General features: G+C 68.4%; 24 protein-coding genes. 15 read left to right on the top strand and 9 right to left on the bottom strand.

Annotated elements, in window-relative coordinates; translation table 11 throughout:
* Positions 1–19 precede the first annotated feature (19 nt).
* Positions 20–1,081 carry a beta-keto acid cleavage family enzyme gene (locus tag AC3WLE_RS02905; RefSeq protein WP_010809758.1) on the top strand — a complete coding sequence of 354 codons (1,062 nt, stop codon included), beginning with the start codon at positions 20–22 and terminating at the stop codon, positions 1,079–1,081.
* Positions 1,082–1,340: 259 nt separating this feature from the next.
* Positions 1,341–2,336, top strand: a complete 996-nt coding sequence (locus tag AC3WLE_RS02900; protein WP_492356181.1) for a Bug family tripartite tricarboxylate transporter substrate binding protein — start codon at positions 1,341–1,343, stop codon at positions 2,334–2,336.
* Between the two features lie 75 nt (positions 2,337–2,411).
* On the opposite strand, the gene AC3WLE_RS02895 is transcribed toward AC3WLE_RS02900, so the two are convergent.
* A complete protein-coding gene (locus AC3WLE_RS02895) occupies positions 2,412–3,323 on the bottom strand; it encodes a TauD/TfdA dioxygenase family protein (RefSeq protein ID WP_492318622.1) in 912 nt (303 codons plus the stop codon).
* Positions 3,324–3,451: 128 nt separating this feature from the next.
* On the opposite strand from AC3WLE_RS02895, the gene AC3WLE_RS02890 reads away from it, so the two are divergent.
* Together AC3WLE_RS02890 and AC3WLE_RS02885 are read left to right on the top strand one after the other, a co-directional pair.
* Positions 3,452–4,477 carry an AraC family transcriptional regulator gene (locus AC3WLE_RS02890; protein WP_492318621.1) on the top strand — a complete coding sequence of 342 codons (1,026 nt, stop codon included), beginning with the start codon at positions 3,452–3,454 and terminating at the stop codon, positions 4,475–4,477.
* Positions 4,478–4,617: 140 nt separating this feature from the next.
* Complete coding sequence (locus tag AC3WLE_RS02885) at positions 4,618–5,430, top strand: GntR family transcriptional regulator (RefSeq protein WP_492356182.1); 813 nt, start codon at positions 4,618–4,620, stop codon at positions 5,428–5,430.
* Between the two features lie 37 nt (positions 5,431–5,467).
* Here AC3WLE_RS02885 and AC3WLE_RS02880 read toward each other — a convergent pair whose 3' ends face one another.
* The 3 genes from AC3WLE_RS02880 to AC3WLE_RS02870 form a co-directional block, all read right to left on the bottom strand.
* Complete coding sequence (locus tag AC3WLE_RS02880; RefSeq protein ID WP_492356183.1) at positions 5,468–5,800, bottom strand: hypothetical protein; 333 nt, start codon at positions 5,798–5,800, stop codon at positions 5,468–5,470.
* Positions 5,801–5,914: 114 nt separating this feature from the next.
* On the bottom strand, positions 5,915–7,459 hold the full coding sequence (locus AC3WLE_RS02875) for a methyl-accepting chemotaxis protein (RefSeq protein ID WP_492356184.1): 1,545 nt from the start codon (positions 7,457–7,459) through the stop codon (positions 5,915–5,917).
* A 226-nt stretch (positions 7,460–7,685) separates the two neighbouring features.
* Positions 7,686–10,127 carry a TonB-dependent receptor gene (locus AC3WLE_RS02870; protein WP_492356185.1) on the bottom strand — a complete coding sequence of 814 codons (2,442 nt, stop codon included), beginning with the start codon at positions 10,125–10,127 and terminating at the stop codon, positions 7,686–7,688.
* Between the two features lie 374 nt (positions 10,128–10,501).
* Between AC3WLE_RS02870 and AC3WLE_RS02865 the strand changes: the two genes are divergently transcribed.
* From AC3WLE_RS02865 to AC3WLE_RS02825, 9 genes are all read left to right on the top strand, one after another.
* Positions 10,502–11,497: a tripartite tricarboxylate transporter substrate binding protein gene (locus AC3WLE_RS02865; protein ID WP_492356186.1), complete on the top strand. Its 996-nt coding sequence runs from the start codon at positions 10,502–10,504 to the stop codon at positions 11,495–11,497.
* Positions 11,497–12,273, top strand: coding sequence for an ABC transporter ATP-binding protein (locus AC3WLE_RS02860; RefSeq protein WP_492356187.1), 777 nt, complete (start codon positions 11,497–11,499; stop codon positions 12,271–12,273). Before AC3WLE_RS02865 ends, AC3WLE_RS02860 begins: the two co-directional genes overlap by 1 nt.
* Positions 12,270–13,298: a PQQ-dependent catabolism-associated beta-propeller protein gene (locus AC3WLE_RS02855; protein WP_492356188.1), complete on the top strand. Its 1,029-nt coding sequence runs from the start codon at positions 12,270–12,272 to the stop codon at positions 13,296–13,298. Before AC3WLE_RS02860 ends, AC3WLE_RS02855 begins: the two co-directional genes overlap by 4 nt.
* Positions 13,291–14,496: a type 1 periplasmic-binding domain-containing protein gene (locus AC3WLE_RS02850; protein WP_492356189.1), complete on the top strand. Its 1,206-nt coding sequence runs from the start codon at positions 13,291–13,293 to the stop codon at positions 14,494–14,496. Before AC3WLE_RS02855 ends, AC3WLE_RS02850 begins: the two co-directional genes overlap by 8 nt.
* A 7-nt stretch (positions 14,497–14,503) precedes the next feature.
* Positions 14,504–15,316 carry an ABC transporter permease gene (locus AC3WLE_RS02845; protein WP_492356190.1) on the top strand — a complete coding sequence of 271 codons (813 nt, stop codon included), beginning with the start codon at positions 14,504–14,506 and terminating at the stop codon, positions 15,314–15,316.
* 17 nt (positions 15,317–15,333) lie between these two features.
* Positions 15,334–16,113 (top strand): quinoprotein dehydrogenase-associated SoxYZ-like carrier, encoded by a 780-nt coding sequence (locus AC3WLE_RS02840; protein ID WP_492356191.1) that lies wholly within the window; start codon positions 15,334–15,336, stop codon positions 16,111–16,113.
* Complete coding sequence (locus AC3WLE_RS02835) at positions 16,110–17,081, top strand: quinoprotein relay system zinc metallohydrolase 1 (RefSeq protein ID WP_492318611.1); 972 nt, start codon at positions 16,110–16,112, stop codon at positions 17,079–17,081. Before AC3WLE_RS02840 ends, AC3WLE_RS02835 begins: the two co-directional genes overlap by 4 nt.
* Before the next feature lie 201 nt (positions 17,082–17,282).
* Positions 17,283–19,025 (top strand): PQQ-dependent methanol/ethanol family dehydrogenase, encoded by a 1,743-nt coding sequence (locus AC3WLE_RS02830; protein ID WP_492318610.1) that lies wholly within the window; start codon positions 17,283–17,285, stop codon positions 19,023–19,025.
* Positions 19,026–19,125: 100 nt separating this feature from the next.
* A complete protein-coding gene (locus AC3WLE_RS02825) occupies positions 19,126–19,449 on the top strand; it encodes a c-type cytochrome (protein ID WP_492356192.1) in 324 nt (107 codons plus the stop codon).
* 80 nt (positions 19,450–19,529) lie between these two features.
* On the opposite strand, the gene pqqE is transcribed toward AC3WLE_RS02825, so the two are convergent.
* The 5 genes from pqqE to pqqA all read right to left on the bottom strand — a co-directional run bounded on the left by pqqE (position 19,530) and on the right by pqqA (position 22,744).
* Positions 19,530–20,681 (bottom strand): pyrroloquinoline quinone biosynthesis protein PqqE, encoded by a 1,152-nt coding sequence (gene pqqE, locus AC3WLE_RS02820; RefSeq protein WP_492356197.1) that lies wholly within the window; start codon positions 20,679–20,681, stop codon positions 19,530–19,532.
* Positions 20,653–20,925 carry a pyrroloquinoline quinone biosynthesis peptide chaperone PqqD gene (gene pqqD / locus AC3WLE_RS02815; RefSeq protein ID WP_010809775.1) on the bottom strand — a complete coding sequence of 91 codons (273 nt, stop codon included), beginning with the start codon at positions 20,923–20,925 and terminating at the stop codon, positions 20,653–20,655. Before pqqD ends, pqqE begins: the two co-directional genes overlap by 29 nt.
* Positions 20,922–21,623 (bottom strand): pyrroloquinoline-quinone synthase PqqC, encoded by a 702-nt coding sequence (pqqC, locus tag AC3WLE_RS02810; protein WP_492318609.1) that lies wholly within the window; start codon positions 21,621–21,623, stop codon positions 20,922–20,924. Before pqqC ends, pqqD begins: the two co-directional genes overlap by 4 nt.
* Positions 21,620–22,537 carry a pyrroloquinoline quinone biosynthesis protein PqqB gene (pqqB, locus tag AC3WLE_RS02805; protein ID WP_492318608.1) on the bottom strand — a complete coding sequence of 306 codons (918 nt, stop codon included), beginning with the start codon at positions 22,535–22,537 and terminating at the stop codon, positions 21,620–21,622. The genes pqqC and pqqB overlap by 4 nt, the downstream gene beginning before the upstream one ends.
* Positions 22,538–22,669: 132 nt before the next feature.
* Entirely contained in the window at positions 22,670–22,744 is a 75-nt protein-coding gene (gene pqqA, locus AC3WLE_RS02800; RefSeq protein WP_010809778.1) for a pyrroloquinoline quinone precursor peptide PqqA, read from the bottom strand.
* Between the two features lie 92 nt (positions 22,745–22,836).
* Here pqqA and AC3WLE_RS02795 point away from each other — a divergent pair, with 92 nt between their 5' ends.
* Entirely contained in the window at positions 22,837–23,796 is a 960-nt protein-coding gene (locus AC3WLE_RS02795; RefSeq protein WP_492351733.1) for an alpha/beta fold hydrolase, read from the top strand.
* Positions 23,796–24,758, top strand: coding sequence for an MBL fold metallo-hydrolase (locus tag AC3WLE_RS02790; RefSeq protein ID WP_492356193.1), 963 nt, complete (start codon positions 23,796–23,798; stop codon positions 24,756–24,758). The genes AC3WLE_RS02795 and AC3WLE_RS02790 overlap by 1 nt, the downstream gene beginning before the upstream one ends.
* Positions 24,759–24,767: the final 9 nt, after the last annotated feature.

Here is a 24,767-nt window from a genome sequence, read left to right as displayed (position 1 = left end):
AACCCGGAGATCCATCAACATGAACTTCCTTGACGGCCACCTGTATCCCGAGAACCAGCAGCCTCTGATCATCACCGCCGCTCCCTATGCGCCGGGCTGGATCCCGTCAGACTTCCCGGAAGATATCCCTGTCACCATGGCGGACCAGATCCAGAAGGCGGTGGATTGCTACGAAGCCGGTGCGAGAGTGCTGCATCTGCACGTGCGCGAAGAGGACGGCAAGGGCAGCAAGCGCCTGTCCAAGTTCAATGAGCTGATCGCCGGCGTGCGCAAGGCCTGTCCGGAAATGGTCATCCAGGTGGGCGGCTCTATCAGCTTCGCGCCTGAAGAGGGCCAAGGCGCCAAATGGCTTAGCGATGACACGCGGCATATGCTGGCCGAACTCGATCCTAAGCCCGACCAGGTGACGGTGACCGTCAACACCTCGCAGATGAATGTGACGGAGCATGCCGGTGTGGATGATTTCAAGGGACTGTCGCGAGGGTTCGCGCACCTCTACGATACCTACAAGGACATGGTCGTGCCCTCGAATCCCAGCTGGTTCGAGGAGCACGTTCGGCGCCTGACAGCCGCCGGGATCCAGAGTGAGTTTCAGTGCTACAACATCAACAGCTTTGAAACGATTGAGCGGATGATTCGCCGCGGCGTCTACAAGGGCCCGCTGGTGATGAACTGGGTGGCGATCAGCGGCGGCATGGATCAGGCGAACATCTACAACCTGGCAAACATCCTGCGCGCTGTGCCGGACGGAGCCGTGGTAACGGTGGAGAGTTCGGTGCTGAATGTGCTTCCCATCAACATGATTGGCATGGCCTTGGGCCTGCATGTGCGGTGTGGCATCGAGGACGTGCTCTGGAACCAGACCCGCACGGGAAAGATGAGCACCGTCGAGCAGATCAAGCAACTGGTGCGTATCGCCGGCGAATTTGGCCGCCCCATCGCGACGGCGCAGCAGACCCGCGAGATCTTGCAGCTTGGGGTCTTCTACGACACGGTGGAAGAGACGCTTCAGAAGAATGGCTTCGCACCCAATCGTAACGGTGGCCACCAGGGCTTCCTGCGCAAGGCCGAATGCATGTAAAGAGCCCTTGGGGGAACTGACGGCCGGGCATCCCGGACCCAACATGTGATGGCGAAGGCGGGACCCGCGACGGTATGCGGCCCGTTCTTTCGCCTTGCTGCCGTGGACCCTCGAGACCTCAATTGCCGTGTGGCCGATACCGCGAGCAGGGTTTTCCCTCTGTTTGCGCGAATCGACAACAACTTGGCGTGATCGGTCAAGCCGGTTGACGCAGGGCGATCCGAGAATGGAGAAAAGACGGCAATCAAGAGGTACAGACATGAGGAAGCGAACCAATAACCTATGGTGGCGCGGATACGCCTTGGCGATCGGAGTTGGTGTCGTCGGTGGAGTGCCCGTGGCCCAGGCCCAGGAGGATTGGCCAAGCAAGCCGATCCGCCTGGTGGTGGCGGGGCCTGCCGGCGGCAGCGCCGACGCCTTGGCGCGGCTGCTGGCGGAAGGCCTGCAGAAGGCATGGAGCAAGCCGGTTATCGTGGAAAACAAGCCTGGTGCCGCCGGCGCGCTGGCGATCACCGATTTGCAGGTCACCGGCAAGGACGGTCATACCCTTCTGGTCATCCAGGGCGGCGTCGTCAGCGAAGCGCCGTTGGCCTACAAGGTCCATTACAAGCCCTTTGCCGACCTGAAGCCCCTGGCCCAGGTCAGCCGCACGGGGTTGGTGCTGGTTGCCAACAAGGATGTGCCGGTCTCTAACCTGAAGCAGTTGGTGGACTACGGCAAATCGCAGAAGGACGGCCTGGTTTTCGCTTCCTACGCTGCGGGATTGAGGGGCCACACCTCGGGCATACTGCTCGGCCAACTCACCCAGGTGCAAATGCGGCATGTTGGCTACAAGGGCTCTCCTCCGGCATTGAACGACCTGATGGGCGGCCATGTGCCGCTGATGTTCGATGGGGTGACTACCTCAATGCCGCTGATCAAGGCGGGGAAGATCAGAGCGATTGCCGTGGCCTATCCGAGCCGGATTGCCGGATTGGCGGATGTGCCGACGTTCAAGGAGCTCGGTTACCCGCAGCTGGCGCAAGCAGGCTGGTTCGCCGTGTGGTCGCGCCCGGATGTCGCTCCGGCGGTCCAGCAAAAAATCCGCGAGGCGACGCTGGCGTATTTCAAGCAGCCCGCAGTGCAGAACCGCGTCAGGGATATGGGCATGGAGCAGGGGAATGCCGCCACCTCGGAAGAGATGATGGCGGACCTGAAGCAGGCATACCAGCAACAGGCCGCGCTGCTGAAGTCCATCAACTACCAGCCGGAATAATACGGCAGTCACCCGGCCGCGCAACTGGGCTGGGTGACTACCGTTGCGGCATGCCCGACCGGTCATGTCGATCTTTCAGTAAGGCGCGTCACCGATAATGGCGGTGCGCTCCATCTTCCGGTGGCACGGGGGGTAATCCATCACTGCGTAGTGCTGGGTCGAACGGTTGTCCCAGAACGCAACACTGTTTTTCTTCCAGCGAAAACGCACCTGGTACTCGGGGATGGTGGCCTGGCTGACCAGGTAGCTAAGCAGATTTGCGGCACCCGGGGCCTTGTCGATGCCGAAGCGCACGTTGGCCGGCACGTTGTAGTTGGTGAAGTGCGTGGTAAAGCTTCCATTGACGAACAGCAGTTTCTCTCCGGTTTCGGGATGGGTGCGCACCACCGGGTGCTCGGCGTCCGGGTACTGGGCCTTCAGCGCAAGACGCTTTTCGATCGGCATGGCGGCACCGAAGCTCGCCTCGATGCCGTGGCGCGCGCGCAATGTGGCGATCTTCGTCTTGATATCCTCGGGCAACTGGTTGTACGCCTCGACCATGTTGACCCACATCGTGTCTCCGCCCACGGGCGGGCACTCGATACAGCGCAGCACGCAGCCTAGCGGTGGCTTCTCGCGCCAGGTGGCATCGGTATGCCAGGAATTTTCGTTGCGGTCGGGAGGACTGTCCGGGGTTTTGTAGATCTGGACCAGCCCCGGGTAATCGGGATGGCTGCCTACCACCGGATGGTCCTCCAGCTCGCCGAAGCGGCGCGCAAAAGCCACGTGCTGCGCGCGCGTGATGTCCTGGTCGCGGAAGAACAGCACGCGATGTCTGAGGAGCAGGGCGCGGATTTCCGCCATCAGCTGGTCGTCTTCGGCAGCCGCGCCGAGGTTGACGTTGCTGAGCTCAGCACCGATCGTGCAGGTGACTGGCTCGACCTGGATCGAATTGCCCAGAGAGGTTGCGCGGACCACGGCGGGTGCCGCTTTGAGGCGTTGGATCATGAACGTTGTCTCCGATTTTTTGAACAGGCCGATCGATTCCTGCGAGTCTGGATCCAGCGGGTTTCTCCCGCTTGACACTACATGACCGGGATTTATCATTTCATGTCAATGTTCTACTCTGCTCGCCAATGTCGTCACTTGTCCGCGCTGCGGCCCTCACCAACTACAGCGAGGTCGCCCGCGCCGCCGGACTGGACCCGGTGCGGATGCTCCTTGATGCGGGGTTGAGTCCGGGCGTGCTGCGCGAGCCGGACCTCATGATTCCGGTTGAGCGTGTCGGGCGACTGCTGCAGGCGTCGGCAACCATGTCAGGCAACGAGAGTTTCGGACTGTGCATGGCCGAGTCGCGCCTGTTGTCCAATCTTGGGGCCGTAGGATTGCTGATCCGCGACCAGGCGACGCTGCGCGACTCGCTTCGCATGCTGATGCGCTATCAGGCGTTGCTCAACGGTGCGCTGTCGCTGGCGGTAGAGGAGTGCGGCGAACTGGTCATTATTCGCGAGGCGGTCATCGCTGGCAGCGCGCATCAGCCCACGCGCCAAAGGGTTGAACTGGCGCTGGGGGTAATGGTGCGGCTGATACGCCAGCTTCTCAAGCCCGACTGGGAGCCGCGGCGCGTATGCTTCGAGCACCCGGCGCCGCGCGACCTTGGTACGCACCAACGGTTTTTTGGCCCTTGCGTCGAGTTCGACTATGACTTCAACTGCATCATCTGCGCGAAGGCCGATCTCGATGCACGCAACCCGTCCGCCGATCCGGCCATGGCGCGCTACGCGCAGCAGCTGATCGACGCGTCTGTCATGTCGCAGCACGCGACCATGCTTGAGGACGTGCGGCGCATTGTCCTGCTGCTGTTGCCCAGCGGACGTTGCAGCATCGAGCAAGTGGCGGATCATCTGGGCGTGGTGTGCCGCACGGTCCAGCGCAGGCTGGCGGACGAGGGACAAAGCTTCTCGTCGATCGTCAACGACATCCGCACGGAGCTTGCCGCGCGTCATGTCATCGAGAGCGATCGTCCGTTGACCGAGGTGGCGACCCTGCTCGGCTTTTCCGCGCCGAGCGGATTCTCGCGCTGGTATCACGCGCAATTTGGTTGCAGCCCCAAGGAGAGCCGGTCCACGCGCGGCGCAGTGCGCCGAAAGACGACTGCCTAGCCTGCACCGACCGCGATGCCACCCTCGGCCATCCGCCCGATACGCCACGTAAGGTAAGATCTTGGGCGCTGCGAGCGGTGCAGCGCCGATCGAGGGCAACACCCGACCGGTTCCCCAATAATCGGAAGGACTTACCCCTCATGGGCAGACTCAAGACTACCAACACGCCAGAACTGCAGTCGCTGCTTGCGCCGCAAACACCGCAGAATCCGGTCACGCTGGCGGTCGAGCAGGCGCTTATGCATGGACGCGACTGGTCGGCATCCGTCGCTGACCAGATTGCGGTGCGGCTGGCGGGACTGATTACGATCGACGTGATCCACGCAGGCCAACGGCTGCTTGAGAAAGACATCAGCGAGGTCCTGGAGGTCAGCCGCGCTCCTGTGCGCGAGGCCTTGCGCATCCTGGAGCGGGAGCGGCTGGTCGAGTTCCGCGCGCGGCGCGGCGCCATTGTCACCGAGCCCAATGCCCAGGACCTGCGGGATATCTACGTGGTGCGGGACGCACTGTTTGCGATTCTGCTCAGGCAGCTGATGGAAGAGCGCGCGGACGCGCTTGATGCGTTATTCGAGCAATTCATGCCGCGGCTCGGCAAGGCCGTCGAGGAATCGGTGGACGCCTATATCAGCGTGACCTTCCTGGCGAACATGGCCATGGCAGACCTGTCGAGCAACCGGCTGGTCGGGGAGCTGCTGAATTCCATCTCGCTGCGGGTCCTGCGCTATGTGCGACTGGGGCTCGCATCCCGTCCCGGGTCGCTGGAGAATTCCTTCAAGACCTGGCGTGCCCTGCAGCGCGCCGTGACCAGGCGGGACATCGATGCGGTGCTGGAGACCGCGCACAAGCGCATCGGAAACTCCCGCGAAGCCGCCATCCGTGCCCTGGCATCCGGCGTCCGGAAAGGCAAGGCCGGCGCTGCCGGCAACGACGCTGTGCCAGCCGGCGCTTTCTGAGTCCGCGCGGGCGGGACTGCCCGCTTTGGCTCTCCGGTCAGGGGACCCGCGCCCGGCTGGCGAATGCATTCCATTCCCGGAAGACCGTGTCCAGGCACGATGCCGAATCGCAGCGGTCCCGCTTCTTGCGGAATGCTGCAATGTCGGCGTCGGTGATTGCCCGCGCCTTGAGCAGGCGCTGCTGGTCGGCATAGATGCGCTGGTAGCCCATGGAAAACAGCGCGGATTCGCAGATCAGGCGCTGCGCCTGCGTAGCGCTGGCGGCGGTGGCGGACGGATCGCAGTCGATGTCGGTGGCATGCGCGGTGCTCAGGAACATGAGGCTTGCGGATGCCAGGGTGTGGAGGGCGATGCGGACAATGCGGGTCATGACAGGTCGGGGGCAGGGCTGACGCTCGACGCAAAGGCGCCGCGTCAGGCGAATAGTAGCGCGCCCCGGTAGCGGGCCGGCAGGTTCACTGCATGCCGGCCCGCTTCGCCGCGCTTAGCGGAACACGCTGACCGCCTCCACCAGCCGTGTTGCCTGCTGCTTCAGGCTTTCCGCCGCGGCCGCGCTCTGCTCGACCAGCGCGGCGTTCTGCTGGGTGATGTTGTCAAGGTCGCTGACCGCGCCCCCTACCTGGGATATGCCGCTGCTTTGCTCGGTGGTGGCGGCGCTGATCTCGGCGATCAGGTCGGATACGCGCTTGACCTGCGAGACGATGTCGTCCATGGTCTTGCCGGCTTCGTCGACCAGCTTGGCGCCGGACGCGACGTTGTGGACGCTGACATCGATCAGTCCCTTGATTTCCTTGGCGGCGTTGGCGCTGCGCTGCGCCAGGCTGCGCACCTCGCCCGCCACCACGGCAAAGCCGCGGCCCTGTTCGCCGGCGCGGGCGGCTTCCACCGCCGCATTGAGCGCCAGGATATTGGTCTGGAAGGCAATGCCATCGATCACGCCGATGATATCGGCGATGCGCCTGGAGCTCTCGGTGATCTCGTTCATGGTGTTGACGACCTCCGACACCGCCTGCCCGCCGCGCTCCGCGGCGACGCTGGCGGAGCCGGACAGCTTGTTGGCTTGCGCCGCGGTTTCCGCGTTGCTCTGCACCGTGGACGTCATCTGCGCCATCGACGCGGATGTTTCCTGCACGCTGGACGCCGCCTGTTCGGTGCGCGCGCTCAGGTCGATATTGCCGCGCGCGATTTCATTGCTGGCGGTCTGGACATTGACGACCTGGCCGCTGACGTCGTCGATCAGCCAGCGGAACATCAGGCCGAGCTGGCTGATCGTGCGCAGCGTCATGCCGATCTCGTCGACCCGGTTCATGTGCACGGCCTTCTGGCTTTCGCCGGACGCCACGCGCAGCGCCTGCTGCAGGACCTGTTCCAGCGGGGTGGTGATCTGCCGTTGCAGCCACCAGGATGCCAGCAACGTGGCAAGCGCCATGACCCCTGCAAAACCTGGCAGTGCCATGCCAGAAAGGCCCATGCCCCAGGCGCCGATGATACTGACGGGGAGCAGGGCGGCCAGCGCCAGCCGCACGCGCCAGCGTACCGGCATGGTCTGGAACAGCGAGGTAAAGGCCATCAGGCCCGTGCGCACGATCAGTCCCTTGTGGAATTTCCGGCTGCCGGCCTGGCCCTCGCGGAAATCGCGATACAGCCTTTCCGCGGCCGCTATCTCCTCGCGTGTTGCCTTGGTGCGCACCGACATGTAGCCGGCGGGCCGGCCGTTGTGCACCACGGGCGTGGCATTGGCGCGGACCCAGTAATGGTCGCCGTTCTTGCGGCGGTTCTTGACCAGCGCGGTCCATGGCTCTCCGCCCTTGAGGGTGGCCCACATGTCGGCAAAGGCTTCAGCGGGCATGTCGGGATGGCGCACCAGGTTGTGCGGCTGCCCCTGGATTTCTTCCCGCGTGAATCCGCTGACCTCGACAAACGCGGCGTTGGCGTAGGTGATGTAGCTCTGCGTGTCGGTGGTCGACATCAGCGTGGCGTTGTCCGGGAAATCAAACTCGCGCTGGGTGACGGGCTGGTTGTCGCGCACGGCATTCCTCCTCATTCTCGATGGGCAGGGGGCGCATGCCTTGTTTGCTTTGCATGGATTCCGGCGCGCCACGGCTGCCGGTCCGCGCCCCCTTCTCCCCGCCATGTCGGCCGCAGTTCCCTGGCGCTGATCCCCTCTTCCGTAGGGGAGGGGTTGAATACACTCAAACGAGTGAGGGCGACACCGTGGCGCAGGGCGTGGGTGTGGATCTGGCGTGCCTGGCTTGCTACATCCGGAATACCACCCCCAGCCAGAAGCTGCGCGGCGCGCCCGGTGCCACGAACAGCGCGCTGGCGGCATCCCCCGGTGCCACATGCGGGCGCACCAGGCTGCCGCCGGGGAACACATCGTTCGCGATCTGTCCGTAGGTCTCGTAGCGCCGGTCAAAGACATTGGCCACGCGCGCATAGATCTCAAACCGCTGGTTCACCTTGTACGCCGCGCGCAGGTTCAGGGTGGCGTAGCCGGGCACATGCCAGTCGGCGGTCTTCGGCGGCGCGCCCGGCTGCGGGTCGCTGCGCAGGCCGTCTTCGTTGCCGCTGGAGACGGTGCCTGACACCGCCACCAGGTCGGCGCCAAGCGTCAGGCCGGCCAGTGCCTGCCAGTCGAGGCCCAGCTTGAGCGTATGGCGGGGCAGGCCCGCCATGCGCATGCCGGGCCGGATGTCGATGGTGCGTTCGCCGGCGGCAAGCTGGCCGGCGGCCTGGTAGGTGGCGTGCAGATAGCTGTAGGCAAGCCGCAGCGTGACATCGCCCACGCGCTGGCGGCCGCTGAGGTCCAGGCCCTGGTTGCGGGTGCGGTCGAAGTTGGCGAAGTAGCCGAGCTGGGTGTTCGGCGCGCGCAGAAAGAGGATGTCGTCGTGATTGTCGACGCGGTAGAGCGACGCGGTGACTTCGGTGTCCTTGCCGCGGTGCCAGCGCACGCCTGCTTCATAGGAGTGTGAGACCACCTGCTTCAGGTAGGGGTCGGCCTGCAGGCCGGCCGGCAGGCGGCAGGGCCGCGTCGGGTCGGCGCAGCCGAGTTCGAGGACGGTCGGCACACGGTTGTTCTGGGCGTAGCCTCCGAACACGGTGACGCCGCCGCCCAGCTTCTGCGAGAGCCCCAGCGCCGGGTTGAGGCGGCGGTAGGTAAAGCTCTCGCGCGGCTGTTCGCTGCCGTCGCTGTTGCGCAGGGTGTTGCTTACCGCGACGTGGTTCCACCTGGCCGAGGTGGTCAGGAAGGTGCTGGGGGTCAGCGACCAGGTGTCGGACAGGTACAGGCCGAGCATGCGCGAGCTGCCGCCGACGCCGGAGAACAGGGCGTTGGGCGCGTCCGGGTCGGCCACGGCGCCGCGGTCGTCGGTGAAGGTGCCGGGCTGCGCGTACTGCGAATAGGTCAGGCGGCTGCGATCCAGGGTCAGGCCGGCGTTGAGCAGGTGGCGGTCGGTCTCCCTGGCCATGCTCAGCGCCATGCCGACGGTCTGCTGCCACATATGGGTGGTGTTGATCACGGCGGGATGCAGCGCGGCGCCTTCGGCCCGGGTCATGCCGCAGTCGGCGCCGAGCGGGCTGCCGTCGGGCGCAAAGCCGTCCTCGCAGTCTTCGGCATAGGCCTCGTAGGCGGGGTTGACATCGCCGTTGGTGGTGTCGCGGCGGCTGGTGCGCACGTAGGCCAGCGCGGCGGCGCTGGTCTTGTCGTCGAACCAGTGGCGACCGTTGACGGCGACCTGGGTCACCTGGTTGCGGGTCTGGTCGGGGTAGGTGTACACGGCGTGGCGATTGCCCTGGTAGAGGTCTGGCAGCGTGCCGTTGCCGCTGGCGTGGAAGCTGGGCACCAGCCCGTTGCCGGTCAGCGTGCTGCGGCCATGCAGCACTGACACGTCCAAGCTGTCAGTGTCGCCCGCATAGCCAGCCTTGGCGAAGACGTTGCCAAGCCGGCCGCCCGACTGGTCGCGCCAGCCATGCTCCTGGAACAGGGTGCCGGCCGCGAATGCGTGCCAGCCGCTGTCGCTGCGCACGCCGCCGGACAGGTCGGCGCGCTTGCGGGCGCCGCTGCCGTAGGACAGGTCGGCCGTGAAGCCGGGTGCGTCCAGCCCGGAGCGAGTGGTCATGGCCAGCGCCCCGCCCAGGGTATTGAGGCCGTAGGCCGGGTTGGCGCTGGACACCAGCGACACGCTCGCCAGCGCGGCTTCCGGGATCATGTCCCAGCTGACCACGTCGCCGAAGGGCTCGTTGACGCGGATGCCGTCCAGGTAGACCGACAGGCCCTGCGGCACGCCCGCAATGGACGAGGCGCGGAAGCCGCGGTAGGTGATGTCGGTCTGGAACGGGCTGCCCTGGATGTCGTTGACGTTGACGCCGGCCAGGTTGCGGGACAGGTACTCGGCCAGGTTGCCGGCGCGCGACCGGTCCAGGTCGTCGCCGCGCACGGTCTGCACGGTGTAGGGCACCAGGTCGCTGTCGACGCCGATGCCTGGCAGCGGCGCGGCGGCCACCACCAGGACTTCCGGCAGCATGGCGCTGTCCTGGTTTGGGACAGCGGTGTCCTGCTGCGCAACAGCGGGCCGCTGGGCCATCAGGGCGACCGCCATGGCAATCGCGGTGGCGGCGCCGCGGCTGCTCCTGCGGCGGCAAGCCACGGTGTCGCGCGGCGCGTGCCCTGGCGGTGCGGGGCGCGGGTTGGCTGGCATGGTTCCGTCTCCTCCGGATAAGCGGCGCGATACCTGCATTGGGTAGCGCCTGTCCGGAGCTGAGCAGGTTTCGTACCGTGCATCGGGAGTCCGGCACTTGCGCGGTGAGCGGCCCGGGAACGCGCTGGCCGAACCCTCCTTGCGCCGACGCCTGTCACAAAACAGGACAGCTGCGGACACAGGCAGCGGACCGGTGCTCAACCATGGGACAGTCGTTCGCGGCGCACCGCACAAGGCACGGCCTGGCCGCAGCGTCCGGCAGAGCGTCCGGCGCGGCCAGGCAACGGCTGGCATGGAGCGCGGCCCGATGCTGCGCTGCACATGGTATCGGCCTTGCTCTGTTCACCTGCATCAACACTCTGTGGTGCTTAGCCATGTTCCGCCGCCTTGGTCGCTGCCTTGCCTGCCTGCTGTTGCCGTGCCTCGGCCTGGTCCATGCGGGCGACGCGCTGGCCGAGGGCGCGCACGGGTATCCGTCGCGGCCGATCACGCTGGTGGTGCCATGGCCAGCGGGCGGTGCCACCGATATCTCCATGCGCATCCTGGCGGAGCTGGCCGGGCGCGAGCTGGGGCAGCCGGTCGTGGTGGAGAACCGGCCGGGCGCCGGCGGCACGCTGGTGGGCGGCTTGCTTGCCGCGGCGCGCCCGGACGGCTACACCATCGGCCAGCTGCCGCTGACGGTGTATCGCTTCCCGCATCAGCAGAAGACCGCCTGGCAGCCGCTGCGCGACATCCAGCCGGTGCTGATGATCTCGGGCTATACCTTCGGCATCGTGGTGCCCGCAGACAGCCCGTTGCGCTCGCTGCGCGACCTGGTCGCCTGGGGCCGCGCGCATCCGGGCGAGCTGACCGTGGGTTCCACCGGCATCGGCACCACCGCCCATCTGGCGATGGAGGACGTGCTCGGGCGCAGCGGCGTGCGCTATATCCACGTGCCGTATCACGGCACCGCTGACCAGATGCTGGCGGTGGCCAACGGTTCGCTGATGGCGGGGGTCAATTCCACCGGCTTCGCGCCCTTCGTCGAGACCGGCAAGCTGCGCCTGCTGGCCGTGTTCAGCGCGCAGCGCTCACCGCGCTGGCCCGAGGTGCCGACGGTAAGCGAGCTGGGCTTTGCCGATGCGGTCCATCACTCGCCCTACGGCATCGGCGTGCCGCGCGGCACCGATCCGGCCATCGTCCGCCGCCTGCATGACGCATTCCGCGCCGCGATGCAGCAGCCGCGCCACCTTGCGGAACTGGCCAGGTACGACCAGGAGCTGACCTACCTGGATACCGCGCAATACGATGCCTTCCTGCGCCATGCGTGGGAGACCGAGCGGACCTTTGCCGAGCGCGTGGGCACTGCGCGGCCCAGGGGGCAGCTGTGATGGCCATGCAAGCGCCGTTGGCGCTGTGCTGCGACGCCGTGCGCAAGGCCTTCGGCAGCCGCGCGGCCCTGGACGGGGTCTCGCTCAGCGTGCGGCGCGGCGAGTTCGTGGCACTGCTCGGGCCCAACGGGGCGGGCAAGACCACGCTGTTCCAGATCCTCAGCGGCCTGTTCGTGGCGGATGCCGGGCAGGTCACGGTCATGGGCAGCGACATGCGGCGCGATCCGGTGCGCGCGCTGGCGCGGCTGGGCATCGTGTTCCAGCAGCCGGCCATCGACCTGGACCTGCCGGTGCTGGCCAACCTGCGCTTTCACGCGGACCTGCACGGGCTGCCGCGCGGCGTGGCGGCGCAGCGCATCGCCCGGCTGCTCGATGACTTCGGGCTGGCGGCGCGTGCGCGCGCACCGGTGCGCGAGCTTTCGGGCGGCAACCGGCGCAAGGTGGAACTGGCGCGCGCGCTGCTGCATGAACCGGCCATGCTGCTGCTGGACGAGCCCACGGTGGGGCTGGACCCGGCCGCGCGCGCGCAACTGGTGGCCGATGCCCGGCGCCTGACGGCGCGGGCGCAGGCCGGCGTGCTGTGGGCCACCCACCTGGTGCAGGAGGTGGAGCACGCCGACCGCGTGATCGTGCTGGACCGCGGCATGGTGCGTTTCGACGGCACCCCGGCCGCACTGCGCGGCGCCGCGGCGTGCGACACCCTGGAGGGCGCTTTCCTGGCCATGACGCCGCAGGCCCCTGTCACTGACCCGGCCGTGAGGCGCGTACCCGCATGAACAAGATGCCATCTCCCCGCTGGTTTGCCGGCGCCTTGCTGCTGGTCACGACGCTGCTGGTTGCCGCCGGCCTGGCCGAAGGCGCGCAGGGCGGGGCCGCGCGACCCGTCGGCCAGGCTAGCAACCAGGTCTTTGTCTCGAGCGAGAAGGACGATGCCCTCGCCGTCTTCGATGCCCGCAGCCGGCAGCTGGTCGCGGTATGGCGGCAGTGCAAGCGGCCGCGCCACCTGCAGCTGTCGCCCGACCGCACGCGCCTGTACGTGGCCTGCAGCGACGACAACCGGGTGGATGTGGTCGATGTGGCCAGCCGCAAGACCGTGGCATCGCTGCCGGTGGGGGACGATCCGGAGTTGTTCGATCTCAGCCAGGACGGCCGCACGCTCTATGTCTCGAATGAAGAAGACGGGCTGCTGTCGGCCTACGACACGGCGTCGGGCAAGCGCGTGTTCGCGGTCAGGGTGGGCGAGGAGCCGGAGGGCGTCAAGGTCAGCGCCGACGGCAGGCATGTGTACGTGACCTCGGAGGTGGCCAACCTGGTCCATGTCATCGACGTCGCCGCGCGCAAGGTGATCCGCAATATCCAGGTCGGCAACCGGCCGCGGCGGCTGCTGCTGGTTCGCGACGGCAAGGAGCTGTGGGTGTCCAACGAGCTCTCCGCCAGCGTCAGCGTGATCCGTACCGATACCTTCGAGGTGGCCCAGACCATCGCCTTCGCGCCGCGGGGCTTTCGCGCCGAGGACGTGACCCCGGTGGGCATGGCGGCCAGCGGCGACGGCACGCGCGCCTATATCGGGCTGGGCCGCGCCAACCATGTCGCGGTGGTCGAGGTGGCGTCGCGCCGGGTGCAGGACTATGTGCTGGTCGGCCGCCGCGCCTGGGGGCTGGCGCTGAGCCGCGACAACGCACGGCTTTATGTCGCCAACGGCCTGTCCGACGATGTCAGCGTGGTGGACACCGCCAGCCGCAAGGCGGTGGCCACGCTCAAGGCGGGCCGGGTGCCGCATTCGGTGGCGATCGATGACTGAGCGCTCGCGTGCGTGGTGGCAGTGGTGGCGTGCCGGGCTGGGCGCCATGGCGCTGGCGTGGCTGCCTGCCGCGGTGCACGCTGCCGAGGTGCGCGTGGCGGTCGTGTCGCAGGCCGACGACGCGCGCTATGCGCCCCGGCGCCTGGCGCAGCGCTATCCCGGCCAGCCGCAGGGCCGTGCGCTCGACGGCGCCCAGGTGGCGGCCGCCGAAGCGCGCGTGGCGCTCGAGGCCGCGGGCCAGTCGCTCAGGCTGGAAGCACAGGAAGCCCGCACTGAAGCCGAGGTGGCCCCGCTGGTCGCTGCGCTGGCGCGGCAGGGCACGCGCTATATCCTGCTGGACCTGCCGTCGGCATCGGTCAGGGCAGCCACGGGTGCGGTCAAGCCGGGCGAGGCCTTGTTGTTCAACGTGTCGGCCGATGACGACGCGTTGCGCGGCGCCGGCTGCGCGCCGGTGCTGCTGCACACGCTGCCCAGCCTGCGCATGCGCGCGGATGCGCTGATGCAGTACCTGGTATTGCGCAAATGGCGCCGTGCCCTGCTGCTGAGCGGCCCGTCCGCGGCCGATGCGGCGCAGCGCGACGCGCTGGTGACGTCGGCGCGGCGCTTTGGCATTGCCTGGTCGGCGCAGCGCGCCTTCAGGCTGTCCAACGACCCGCGTGAGCGCGACCAGGCCAACCTCGGCCTGCTGACCGGCGGCGTGGACTATGACGTGGTGGTGGTGGCCGATGCCGACGGCGAGTTCGCGCGCGGCGTGCCCTACGCCACGCTGCTGCCGCGCCCGGTGGTGGGCGCCAGCGGGCTGGGCGCGCAGGCGTGGCACTGGGCCTGGGAGCGCAATGGCGGGCCGCAGCTCAACCGGCGCTTCATGCGCGCGGCGGGCCGTCCGATGACCGGCTACGACTGGGCTGCCTGGGTGGCGGTCAAGGCCATCGCCGAGAGCGTGGCGCGCCTGCCCGGGGCCGGGTTTGCCGGACAGGCGCAAGCGCTTGCCGCCGGGCAGGTGGTGGTGGACGGCTTCAAGGGGCCGCCACTGTCGTTCCGCCGCTGGGACCGCCAGCTGCGCCAGCCGGTGTTGCTGGCCCACCCTGACGGCGTGGCCGGCATGGCCCCGGTGGACGGCGTGCTGCATCCGAAGAACAACCTCGACACCCTGGGCGCCGATGAAGCCGACACGGCGTGCCAAGCCCCATCCGCGTAGCGCACCCATGGCCTCCATCCTGATCCATCGCTGGCGCGCGCTGCGCGCGGTTTGCGGGCGCGAGCTGCGCAAGTACCTGCGCCAGCCCGGGCGCCTGCTGTCGTCGCTGGTGCGCCCGCTGCTGTGGCTGCTGGTGTTTGCCGCGGGCTTCCAGAACGCGCTGGGCGTCGCCATTGCGCCGCCCTACGACACCTACATCGAATACAAGGTCTACGTGGCGCCCGGACTGCTGGGCATGATCGCGCTGTTCAACGGCATGCAGTCGTCGCTGGCCATGGTGTACGACCGCGAGATGGGCGTGATGCGGCTGCTGCTGACCGCGCCGCTGCCGCGGGGCTGGCTGCTGGCTTGCAAGCTGGCGGCGGGCACGGTGCTGTCGCTGCTGCAGATGGCCGCGTTCCTGCTGGTGGCGATGGCCTTCGGCATCCGCTTCGAGCCCCTGCACCTGCTGGCGGCGACGGGCGCCATGGCGCTGGCCGCGCTGATGCTGGGCGCGCTGGGCCTGCTGCTGTCGGTCCATGTGCGCCAGCTCGAGAACTTTGCCGGCACCATGAACTTCGTGATCTTCCCGATGTTCTTCATCAGCTCGGCGCTGTACCCGCTGTGGAAGCTGCAGGAGTCGGGCGCGGAGGTGGTGTACCAGCTGGCCCGCTTCAATCCCTTCACCCACGCGGTCGAGGCGATCCGCTTTGCGCTGTACGGGCAGGTGGCGCCGCTGAGCCTGGCGGTGGTGGCGGGCAGCGCGGCGGTGTTCTTCGCGCTGGCGCTGCAGGGCTACGACCCGCAGCGCGGCATGGCGCGCCGGGGGCAGCAGGCATGAGGCGGCGGACGCGGGGCATGGTCCTGCTGATGGCGGCCGCTCTGGGCATGGCCAGTCCGGCGGTAGCGGCTGCCGCGGCAGACGGCGCCGTCATCGCGCACGGCGATCCGCTGCAGTCGCCGCAATGGGCCTGGATCCACAAGGAGCTGCTGCAGGCTGGCCCGGTGGTGTTCGACAGCCGCGTCAGGGTGACCGGGCCGGCGTTTGCGGAAGACCCCATGCGCGTGCCGATCGCCTTCGATGCCTCGGCGCTGGGCGAAGTGGATCGCATCGTGGTGGCGGTGGACCGCAACCCGATCCGCGAGGTGCTGGCGTTCGAACCGCTGCGGGTGCGCCCGTCGCTGTCGTTCCGCTTCAAGCTGGAACGGGCTTCGCCGGTGCGGGTGGCGGCGCGCACGCGCGATGGCACCTGGCATGTCGGCAGCGTGCTGGTCGATGCCGGCGGCGGGGGCTGCACGGTGCCTGGCGCCACGCGCCGCGACGGCAGCTGGAGCCGCACGCTCAACCGCGTGGACGCGCGCGTGTTCCCGGGCTTCGGCGGGGCCGCGGCGCGCGTGCGGCTGCGCGTGATGCATCCGATGGATACCGGCCTGGCGGCGGGCATCCCGGCGTTCCATATCGAGACCCTGGTGCTGGCCGACGCGGCCCGGCAGCCGCTGCTGCGCCTGACGCTGCATGAGCCGGTTGCCGAGAACCCGATCTTCTCCTTCGACCTGCGCGATGCCGTGCAGCCGGGCATGACGGTGGCCGGCCACGACAACAACGGCAACCGCATCGCCGCGCGGGTGTGGCCATGAAGCGACGCGTACTACTGTGGTTGCTGCTATGCCTGGCGGGCCAGCCCGTGCCGCCGGCATTCGCCCAGCAGGCCGTGCTGCAGCCTCCCGACTACCGCCTGGCCCCGCGCGAGATCGCCGCGGGCGTGTGGCTGCTGGAAGGCGCCAATGCCGACTTCGCGCCCGGCAACGGCTGCAACATCATCAATACCGCGTTTATCGACACCGGCGACGGCGTGGTGGTGATCAACACCGGCCCGTCGCGGTTGTATGGCGAGCAGCAGCGCAAGGCGATTGCATCGGTCACGGCCGCCCCGGTGCGGCTGGTGCTGAACCTGAACCTGCATCCCGACTATTTCTTCGGCAACCAGGCCTATGCCGATGTGGGCGGCAGCGCCCTGGCCGGCACCATCGACGGGGCGCGGCGCGAGGGTGCCGCTTATGCCGACAACCTCTACCGCCTGTGCGGCGACTGGATGCGCGGCACCGAGCCCGCGCCGGCTGCCCACGCGCTGGCGCCGGGCCGGCGCACGATCGGGCGCCATACGCTGGAGCTGGTGCGCCTGGACGGCCATACCGGCGACGACCTGGTGGTGCTGGACCACAGCGCGGGCGTGGTCTTTGCCGGCGGGCTGGTGTTCCGGCAACGCATTCCGACCACGCCGCACGCGGATATCGGCCGCTGGCTGGCCAGCCTGGACCGGCTGCAGGCGCTGCTGGCCGACAGCGGGGCGCGCGTGCTGGTCCCCAGCCACGGGCCAGTGCCTGCGGCCGGCGGCGGCGCAGAGGCCATCGCGCAGACGCGCGGCTACCTGCAATGGCTGGATACGCGCCTGCGCGAGGCCGCGGCGCAGGGGCGGGACCTGGCCGAGGTCATGGCGATGCCGGTGCCGCAGCCCTATGCGCACTGGGCCGCGATGCCCGCGGAGTACCTGCGCAACGTCGGACATCTCTACCCGGCGCGCGAGGAAAGCGCGCTTGGCCACTGACGCCGGCCAGCCGTGGCGGGCTGTTCAATTCTGGAGCAGCTGCAACGCAGTGTTGCGCGCTGGCACGGCTGGCATCACGCAACCGGGCCGCAACCGGCGTGCTGGTGCGGGGATGCGACTGGCATGGGACTTGCCAAAGGCATGTCTGGTGTGTGGCGCAGTGGCGCACCAGGGAAACCCAAAACAAGAGAGGAGATGGCAATGAGGACGTTACGAGTAGTGATGGCGGTTGCGGCTGCCGCGGCCAGTCTGGCCGCGCAGGCGGCAGTGACCGATGCCATGATCGAGAACGACGCAAAGAGCCCCGGCGATGTGTTGTCGTGGGGCATGGGCCCGCAAGGCCAGCGCTATTCCACGCTGTCGCGCATCAATACGAAGAACGTCGGGCAGCTGGTGCCGGCGTGGTCGTTCTCGTTTGGCGGCGAGAAGCAGCGCGGGCAGGAATCGCAGCCGCTGATCCATGACGGCAAGATGTTCGTGACGGCCTCGTATTCGCGCATCTATGCGCTGGACGTGAAGACCGGGCGCAAGCTCTGGAAGTATGAGCACCGGCTGCCCGAAGGCATCATGCCGTGCTGCGACGTGGTGAACCGCGGTGCGGCACTCTACGACAACCTGGTGATCTTCGGCACGCTCGATGCGCAACTGGTGGCGCTGGACCAGAAGACCGGCAAGGTGGTGTGGAAGGAGAAGCTGGAGGACTACGCCGCCGGCTATTCGTACACGGCGGCGCCCATGATCGTCAAGGGCATGGTGCTGACCGGCATCTCGGGCGGCGAGTTCGGCGTGGTGGGCCGGGTCGACGCACGCGATGCCAAGACCGGGCAGCTGGTGTGGTCGCGGCCGGTGGTGGAAGGCCATATGGGCTACAAGTACGACAAGGACGGCAACAAGACCGAGAACGGCGTGACCGGCACCGCCAACGCAAGCTGGCCGGGCGAGACCTGGAAGACCGGCGGCGCCGCCACCTGGCTGGGCGGCACCTATGATCCGGCCACCGGGCTGGTGTATTTCGGTACCGGCAATCCGGGCCCGTGGAACAGCCATATCCGCAAGGGCGACAACCTCTACTCGGCCTCGACGGTGGCGCTGGATCCCGCCACCGGCAAGATCGCCTGGCACTACCAGAACACCCCGAACGACGGCTGGGATTTCGATGGCGTCAATGAGTTCGTGACCTTCGACCTGGACGGCAAGCGCATGGGCGGCAAGGCCGACCGCAACGGCTTCTTCTACGTCAACGACGCGGCCAGCGGCAAGCTGGTCAACGCCTTCCCCTTCGTCAAGAAGATCACCTGGGCCACCGGCATCGACCTGAAGAGCGGCCGCCCCAACTACATCGCCGAAGGCCGCCCCGGCGACCCCGCCGCCGGCAGCGACGAGAAGAAGGGCAAGTCCGTGTTTGCCGCGCCGGGCTTCCTTGGCGGCAAGAACCAGCAGCCGATGGCCTACAGCCCGCAGACCGGCCTGTTCTACGTGCCCGCCAACGAGTGGGGCATGGATATCTGGAACGAGCCCATCAGCTACAAGAAGGGCGCTGCCTTCCTGGGCGCGGGCTTCACCATCCAGCCGCTGAACGAGGACTACATCGGCACGCTGCGGGCCATCAACCCCAAGAGCGGCAAGATCATGTGGGAGGTCAAGAACAGCGCGCCGCTGTGGGGCGGGGTGATGACCACTGCCGGCGGGCTGGTGTTCTGGGGCACGCCGGAAGGCTACCTGAAGGCGGCCGACGCCAGGACCGGCAAGGAGCTGTGGCAGTTCCAGACTGGCAGCGGCGTGGTGGCGCCCCCGGTCACCTGGGAAGAGAACGGCGAGCAGTACGTGGCCGTGGTGTCCGGCTGGGGCGGCGCGGTGCCGCTGTGGGGCGGCGAGGTGGCCAAGCGCGTGAATTTCCTGGAGCAGGGCGGCTCGGTGTGGGTGTTCAAGCTGCACAAGAGCTGAGCTGGCGGGAGATGACACTGCCCGGCGCACGCGCGCATCGCATCATGGGTGCGATGCGCGCGCCGGGCGCGGGTGCAACAGGATGAAACGGGACTCAGGTATGAAGAAGGAATGGATGGCGCTGGCGGTGGCTTCGGCGCTGCTGCCGGGCGCGGCACTGGCCGGCACGGCCGCCGACATGCAGGCCCTGGCCGACAAGAGCGGCTGCTTTTCCTGCCATGGCATGCAGTCAAAGCTGGTGGGGCCGGGGTTTGCCGAGGTGGCCGCCAAGTACAAGGGCGACAGCGAGGCGGCGGAGCGGCTGGCGAAGAAGATCCGCGAAGGCGGCAAGGGCGCGTGGGGGCGGATTCCGATGCCGCCGCATGGCAGCCTTGCTGAGGACGATGCGAAGAAGCTGGCGGAGTGGGTGTTGAGTGCCAGCTGAGGCCGGCGACTGTCTGGACGATGCCGGCATGCCGGCAAGGAACCCCGGCTGGCGCCTGCCATGCCGGGGTTTTCCCTTTCTTAGCGCTGGCCGCTGCTCAGCCGCAGCGAGTTGCCATCGCTGCGAAATACCATCGCTTGCTCGCGCGCCTGCGCCACGGCCAGCCGGCCCTGCAGCACGATCTCGCTGACCTTGTCGTGCGCGCCGGAGCGCTCGCACACCGGGTCCGTGGCGGCGGCGTCGCCGGTGACCAGGAACGCCTGGCAGCGGCAGCCGCCGTAGTCCTGCTCGCGCTGGTCGCAGGAACGGCAGGGTTCCTGCATCCACTGCGTGCCGCGGAAACGGCGGAAGGCATCGCTTTCGGTCCAGATCTCGCGCAGCCCCTGCGTGGCGACGTTGGGCAGCGCCAGGCCCGGCAGCATGCGCGCCGCGTGGCAGGGCAGCGCGGTGCCGTCCGGCGCCACGCCAAGGAAGGTGGTGCCCCAGCCGTTCATGCACTTCTTGGGCCGCGCCTCGAAGTAGTCAGGCACTACGAACAGGATCTGGCATTGCCTGCCGATACGCGCGCGGTACTGCCGGACCACGGCCTCGGCCTCGCGCAGCTGCTCATGGGTGGGCAGGAGCGCCAGCCGGTTCTCCCAGGCCCAGCCGTAGTACTGCGTGTTGGCCAGTTCCAGGTATTCGGCGCCCATCTGCAGGGCCATCTCGATGATGGTGCCGACATGCGGCAGGTTATGCCGGTGCAGCACGCAGTTCATCACCATCGGGTAGCCGTGCGCCTTGATCATGCGCGCCACGCGCTGCTTCAGGTCGAAGGTGCGCGTGCTGGACAGGAAGTCGTTGAGCTCGCGGGTGGAGTCCTGGAACGACAGCTGGATATGGTCCAGGCCGGCATCGCGCAGGGCGGCAAGGCGGGCATCGGTCAGGCCCACGCCCGAGGTGATGAGGTTGGTGTAGAAGCCCAGGCCATGCGCATGCCTGACCAGTACTTCAAGGTCCTTGCGCAGCAGCGGCTCGCCGCCGGACAGCCCGAGCTGCACCGCGCCCAGCGCCCGCGCCTGGCTGAACACGTCGCACCATTGCGCGGTGCTCAGCTCGGCCGTATGCCGGGCATAGTCCACCGGGTTGGAGCAGAAGGCGCAATGCAGCGGGCAGCGGTAGGTCAGCTCGGCCAGCAGCCACAGCGGCGGGCCGGGCGCGGCCTCAGACCAGCCAGCCGCGTTCGATCGCATGTTTGACAAAGGCATGTACCTCCGGGGCGATGCCCTGCACGCCAAACGCGGCCTGCAGGTCGTCGATCAGCATGTCCAGCGTGTGGCTGCCGTCGCAGCGCTGCAGGATCGCGGCGGCGCTGTCGTTGAGGGTGACCATGCCTTCCGGGTACAGCAGCACCCAGCTTTGCTGGGAGGCTTCCCATTGCAGGCGAAAGGTCCGGTGCAGGGTCGGTCTGGCGAGGTCTTGCGTGCTGGCTGTCATGGGTTGGCTTGCTGGATGGCGTCGAGCATCGACCAGAGCACGTCGAGCTTGAACTGCAGGATGTCGAGGGCACGCTGCTGTTGCGCCGCGCTACGGAAGTGGCCCAGCGTCACGCGCAGGCCATGGTCCACGTCGCGCTGCGCGAGCGGAATGCGAGAGCGGAAGTAGTCCAGCCCGGCGGCCTCGATCCACGGGTAATGCGTGGGCCAGCCGGCCAGGCGCTCCTGGTGGATTGCAGGCGCGAACATCTCCGTCAGCGACGAGCACACGGCTTCCTGCCACGGCGCCCGGCGCGCAAAGTTGACGTAGGCATCGACGGCAAAGCGCACCCCGGGCAGCACGTGCCGGTGGCTCAGCAGCGCTTCGCGCTCCAGGCCCACCGCCTGGCCCAGGCGCAGCCAGGCCTCGATGCCGCCGGGCTGGGTGTCGGTGCCGTCGTGGTCAAGGATGCGCACCACCCACTCGCGGCGGGTGTCGCGCTCGGGGCAGTTGGACAGGATGGCGGCGTCCTTCAGCGGGATGTTGTCCTGGTAGTAGAAGCGGTTGGCCACCCATGCGCGGATCTGCGCGGGCGAACACTGGCCCGCCGCCATGCGCTGGTTGAAGGGATGGTGGATGTGGTAGCCGCTTTCCATGGCGCGCAGGCGGGCCTCGAACTCGGCCTCGGTCCAGGCGATGGGGAGGATGGCAGATGTCATAGTGCGATTTCCATGCCGTCGTACGCGACCTCGATGCCGTGCCGCGCCAGCTCCGCGCGCTCCGGCGAGTCTTCCACCAGCACCGGGTTGGTATTGTTGATATGGATAAGGATCTTGCGGCTGGCGGGCAGCCGCTCCAGGACCTCGATCATGCCGCCGGGTCCGGACAGGGCCAGGTGGCCCATGTCGGCGGCGCTCTTGCCGGAAAAGCCCGGCGCCTGCATCTCGTCGTCGCGCCAGAAAGTGCCGTCGACCAGCACGATGTCGGCGCTGTGCAGCTCGGCAAAGACGTGGTCGTCGATGCGGCCCAGGCCGGGCGCATAGAAGGCGCTGCGGCCGCTGCGGCGGTCTTCGATGCGCAGGCCGATGTTGTCGCCCGCGCGCGGCGCGTGGCGGTTGGGCGAGTAGGGCGGGGCCTTGCTCTCCAGCGGTATCGCCGTCAGTGTCACGCCGTCCAGCGGCGGGACTGAAAACGCGGTGCCGTCGCAGGGCAGGGCATGCGTCTGCAGCCCGCAGTAGTGCGACAGGATGCGCGTCAGCGGGAAGGCAGCGCCCAGGTCGTCGAGCACGGCGGCGGTGGCATAGAGCGGCAGCGCCTGGCGGTGTTCGCGCAGCATCAGCAGGCCGGTGACGTGGTCGATCTGCGCATCCATCAGCACCACCGCCGCGATCGCGGTGTCGCGCGGCGCGCGCGCCGGCTGCAGCGCGGGTGCCTGGCGCAGCTGCTGCAGGATATCGGGCGAGGCATTGACCAGGATGGCATCAGGCCCGTCGCCCGTCAGCGCGATCGAGGATTGTGTGCGCGGCGTGGCGCGCACCGTGCCGCGGCGCACGCCGTCGCAGTTGTGGCAGTTGCAGTTCCACTGCGGAAAGCCGCCGCCGGCGGCCGACCCCAGTACCCGGATGCTTGTCATGGCGTGAGCGCTTGGTGTTGGGTCATGGCTTCACGGGGCAGGCGCCAGCCCTGGCGCCTGCCTGCGTTGGTTGTGCTTGCGGTCCGCGGCTTGCCTGTCGGCGCAGCGCCGGTCGCAGGCACCGTGGCACGTTCAGCGGTTGGCGATGTACATCGTGATTTCAAAGCCAAGCCGCAGCTCGGTGTAGGCGGGGGTGGTCCAGCGCATGTCTCTCTCCTTGGGTGGCATGGTTAGTGAATATCGTTGTGCAGCGGCGCCTGGCTGCCGCCCGACTGCCGCATCCCCTCAAGGCAACATCCATGCCCGACGCATCAACGATTTCTGCCGGCTTTTCCGACGCGGCCACCACCTTCCACTTGCGTACGCCCGACGCCCAGCGCGTGCATGTGCGGCTGGCCGGCGCCGCGGACGGCCAGCCGTGGCTGGTGCTGCATGGCGGGCCGGGCAGCGGCTGCTCTGCCGCCATGGCGCAGTGGTTCGACCCGCGGCGGCACCGCGTGGTGATGCCGGACCAGCGCGGCGCCGGCCGCTCCAGGCCGGCCGGCTGCCTGCGCCGCAATACCGTGGGCGCGCTGCTGGCCGACCTGGAGCAGCTGCGCCGCGCGCTGGGCATCGAGCGCTGGGGCGTGGTGGGCGGATCATGGGGTGCGGCACTTGCCCTGGCGTACGCGGCGCAATGCCCGCACGCCGTGGCGGCGCTGGTCCTGCGCGGCACCTTCCTGACTGGCCGCGACGATGTGCTCGCGCTGTTTTCACCGCGCCATGGGGGCCGCCGCATGCTGCATTGCGTCAAGGCATGGGGCGAGCGCTTGCCCGATGCGCGCGCGCGGCTGCTCACTGTGTCACGGCTGTTGCAAAGTGGTACGCCTGTTCAAAAACGGGACACTGCCGCGGCGTGGCAGGCGAGCGAACAGGCGTTGCTGGGTCTTTCCCCTGCGTCGCATTCGCGCCGGCAGCCGCGGCCTGAGCGCATGGCCGCGGTGAACAAATACCGGATCCAGGCGCACTACCTGCGCAACCGGGCCGGACTGGGCAAGCCGGCCCTGCTCAGCGCGGCGCGGGTCATCGGCGCGCATGGCCTGCCGGTGACGCTGCTGCATGGCCGCGCCGACAAGGTCTGCCGTCCCGCCAACGCGCTGCGCCTGCAGGCCGCCATGCCGGGCGCACGGCTGGCATGGGTGGACGGCGGACACCTGGCGGCCGGGGCCATGCGCGACGCCCTGGTGGCCGCGATCCGCGCCGCGGGCTGGCAGCGGTGATGCCCACGACGCGGCGCGGCTTTCTTGGCGCCACGCTTGCGCTGGCCATGAACGGCTGGCGCCCGGCGGCCGCTGCCGGCACGCGGGTCACGCTGGAGCGGCTGCAGCCAGGCGTGTACGTGGCCCGCGCCGGCAATGCCGAAGCGGCGCGCGCCAACGCCGCCGAAGTGGTGCCGACCCTGGTCCATCTGAGCGGTGCGGGCGTGCTGGTGGTGGACCCCGGGCCGCAGGCGGCGTGGGGCGGTGCGCTGCTCGGCGCCATCCGGGCGCTGACGCCGCAGCCCGTGCGTTGGGTGGTCAACACGCACGCCCACCCGGAGAACGTGCTGGCCAATGCCGCGTTCGCACGGCTGCGGCCCCGGCCCGTGTTCCTGGCTTCCGCCGCCACGGCTGCGCTGATGCGGCAACGCTGCGCGGCCTGCCTGGCCCGCATGGCCACGCTGCTCGGCAACGGTGCCATGCGCGGCGCCGCGATCGTGCTGCCGCAGCCCGCGCTGCAGCCCGATGGCTGGCTGCACACCGGCGCTACCACCTGGCAGGTGCAGGTTTATGCGAACGCGCACAGTGCCTCGGATACGGTGCTGTACGCGCCGCAGCTGCAGCTGCTGTGTGCGGGTGGCCTGGCTTACCGCGAGCGCGTGCCGGAGATGCACGAGGCCTCGCTGCAGGGGTGGCGCCGTGCGCTGCGGCGGCTGCAGGAGCTGCCGGCGCGCACGGTGGTGGGCACGGCGGTGGGCACGCCCGCCCAGACGCTGGCGCCGACGCTGGCCTACCTGGATGCGCTGGCGCACGGAATCGGCGCCGCGCTGGCCGCAGGCAGCGATGCCTCGCGCGCCAGCGACGCCGTGGCGGCGGAGCCGTTCCGGCATTGGCGCCATTTCCAGTCGGGCCACCCGCTGAACCTGCAGCGCGCCTGGCGCGAGCTCGAAGACCTGTGGATGCAGGGCGAGCCGCTGGCCTGAGCGCGCGGC

The organism is Cupriavidus sp. FW306-1B-F12B, assembly GCF_058781795.1.
This window is presented reverse-complemented; position numbering and strand designations above follow the sequence as displayed.

Bases quoted from the DNA above. Each gene is read 5' to 3' on its own strand.
- AC3WLE_RS02905 (WP_010809758.1), top strand. From the start codon at position 20: ATGAACTTCCTTGACGGCCACCTGTATCCCGAGAACCAGCAGCCTCTG.
- AC3WLE_RS02900 (WP_492356181.1), top strand. From the start codon at position 1,341: ATGAGGAAGCGAACCAATAACCTATGGTGGCGCGGATACGCCTTGGCG.
- AC3WLE_RS02895 (WP_492318622.1), bottom strand. From the start codon at position 3,323: ATGATCCAACGCCTCAAAGCGGCACCCGCCGTGGTCCGCGCAACCTCT.
- AC3WLE_RS02890 (WP_492318621.1), top strand. From the start codon at position 3,452: ATGTCGTCACTTGTCCGCGCTGCGGCCCTCACCAACTACAGCGAGGTC.
- AC3WLE_RS02885 (WP_492356182.1), top strand. From the start codon at position 4,618: ATGGGCAGACTCAAGACTACCAACACGCCAGAACTGCAGTCGCTGCTT.
- AC3WLE_RS02880 (WP_492356183.1), bottom strand. From the start codon at position 5,800: ATGACCCGCATTGTCCGCATCGCCCTCCACACCCTGGCATCCGCAAGC.
- AC3WLE_RS02870 (WP_492356185.1), bottom strand. From the start codon at position 10,127: ATGCCAGCCAACCCGCGCCCCGCACCGCCAGGGCACGCGCCGCGCGAC.
- AC3WLE_RS02865 (WP_492356186.1), top strand. From the start codon at position 10,502: ATGTTCCGCCGCCTTGGTCGCTGCCTTGCCTGCCTGCTGTTGCCGTGC.
- AC3WLE_RS02860 (WP_492356187.1), top strand. From the start codon at position 11,497: ATGGCCATGCAAGCGCCGTTGGCGCTGTGCTGCGACGCCGTGCGCAAG.
- AC3WLE_RS02855 (WP_492356188.1), top strand. From the start codon at position 12,270: ATGAACAAGATGCCATCTCCCCGCTGGTTTGCCGGCGCCTTGCTGCTG.
- AC3WLE_RS02850 (WP_492356189.1), top strand. From the start codon at position 13,291: ATGACTGAGCGCTCGCGTGCGTGGTGGCAGTGGTGGCGTGCCGGGCTG.
- AC3WLE_RS02845 (WP_492356190.1), top strand. From the start codon at position 14,504: ATGGCCTCCATCCTGATCCATCGCTGGCGCGCGCTGCGCGCGGTTTGC.
- AC3WLE_RS02840 (WP_492356191.1), top strand. From the start codon at position 15,334: ATGGTCCTGCTGATGGCGGCCGCTCTGGGCATGGCCAGTCCGGCGGTA.
- AC3WLE_RS02835 (WP_492318611.1), top strand. From the start codon at position 16,110: ATGAAGCGACGCGTACTACTGTGGTTGCTGCTATGCCTGGCGGGCCAG.
- AC3WLE_RS02830 (WP_492318610.1), top strand. From the start codon at position 17,283: ATGAGGACGTTACGAGTAGTGATGGCGGTTGCGGCTGCCGCGGCCAGT.
- AC3WLE_RS02825 (WP_492356192.1), top strand. From the start codon at position 19,126: ATGAAGAAGGAATGGATGGCGCTGGCGGTGGCTTCGGCGCTGCTGCCG.
- pqqE (WP_492356197.1), bottom strand. From the start codon at position 20,681: ATGCGATCGAACGCGGCTGGCTGGTCTGAGGCCGCGCCCGGCCCGCCG.
- pqqD (WP_010809775.1), bottom strand. From the start codon at position 20,925: ATGACAGCCAGCACGCAAGACCTCGCCAGACCGACCCTGCACCGGACC.
- pqqC (WP_492318609.1), bottom strand. From the start codon at position 21,623: ATGACATCTGCCATCCTCCCCATCGCCTGGACCGAGGCCGAGTTCGAG.
- pqqB (WP_492318608.1), bottom strand. From the start codon at position 22,537: ATGACAAGCATCCGGGTACTGGGGTCGGCCGCCGGCGGCGGCTTTCCG.
- AC3WLE_RS02795 (WP_492351733.1), top strand. From the start codon at position 22,837: ATGCCCGACGCATCAACGATTTCTGCCGGCTTTTCCGACGCGGCCACC.
- AC3WLE_RS02790 (WP_492356193.1), top strand. From the start codon at position 23,796: ATGCCCACGACGCGGCGCGGCTTTCTTGGCGCCACGCTTGCGCTGGCC.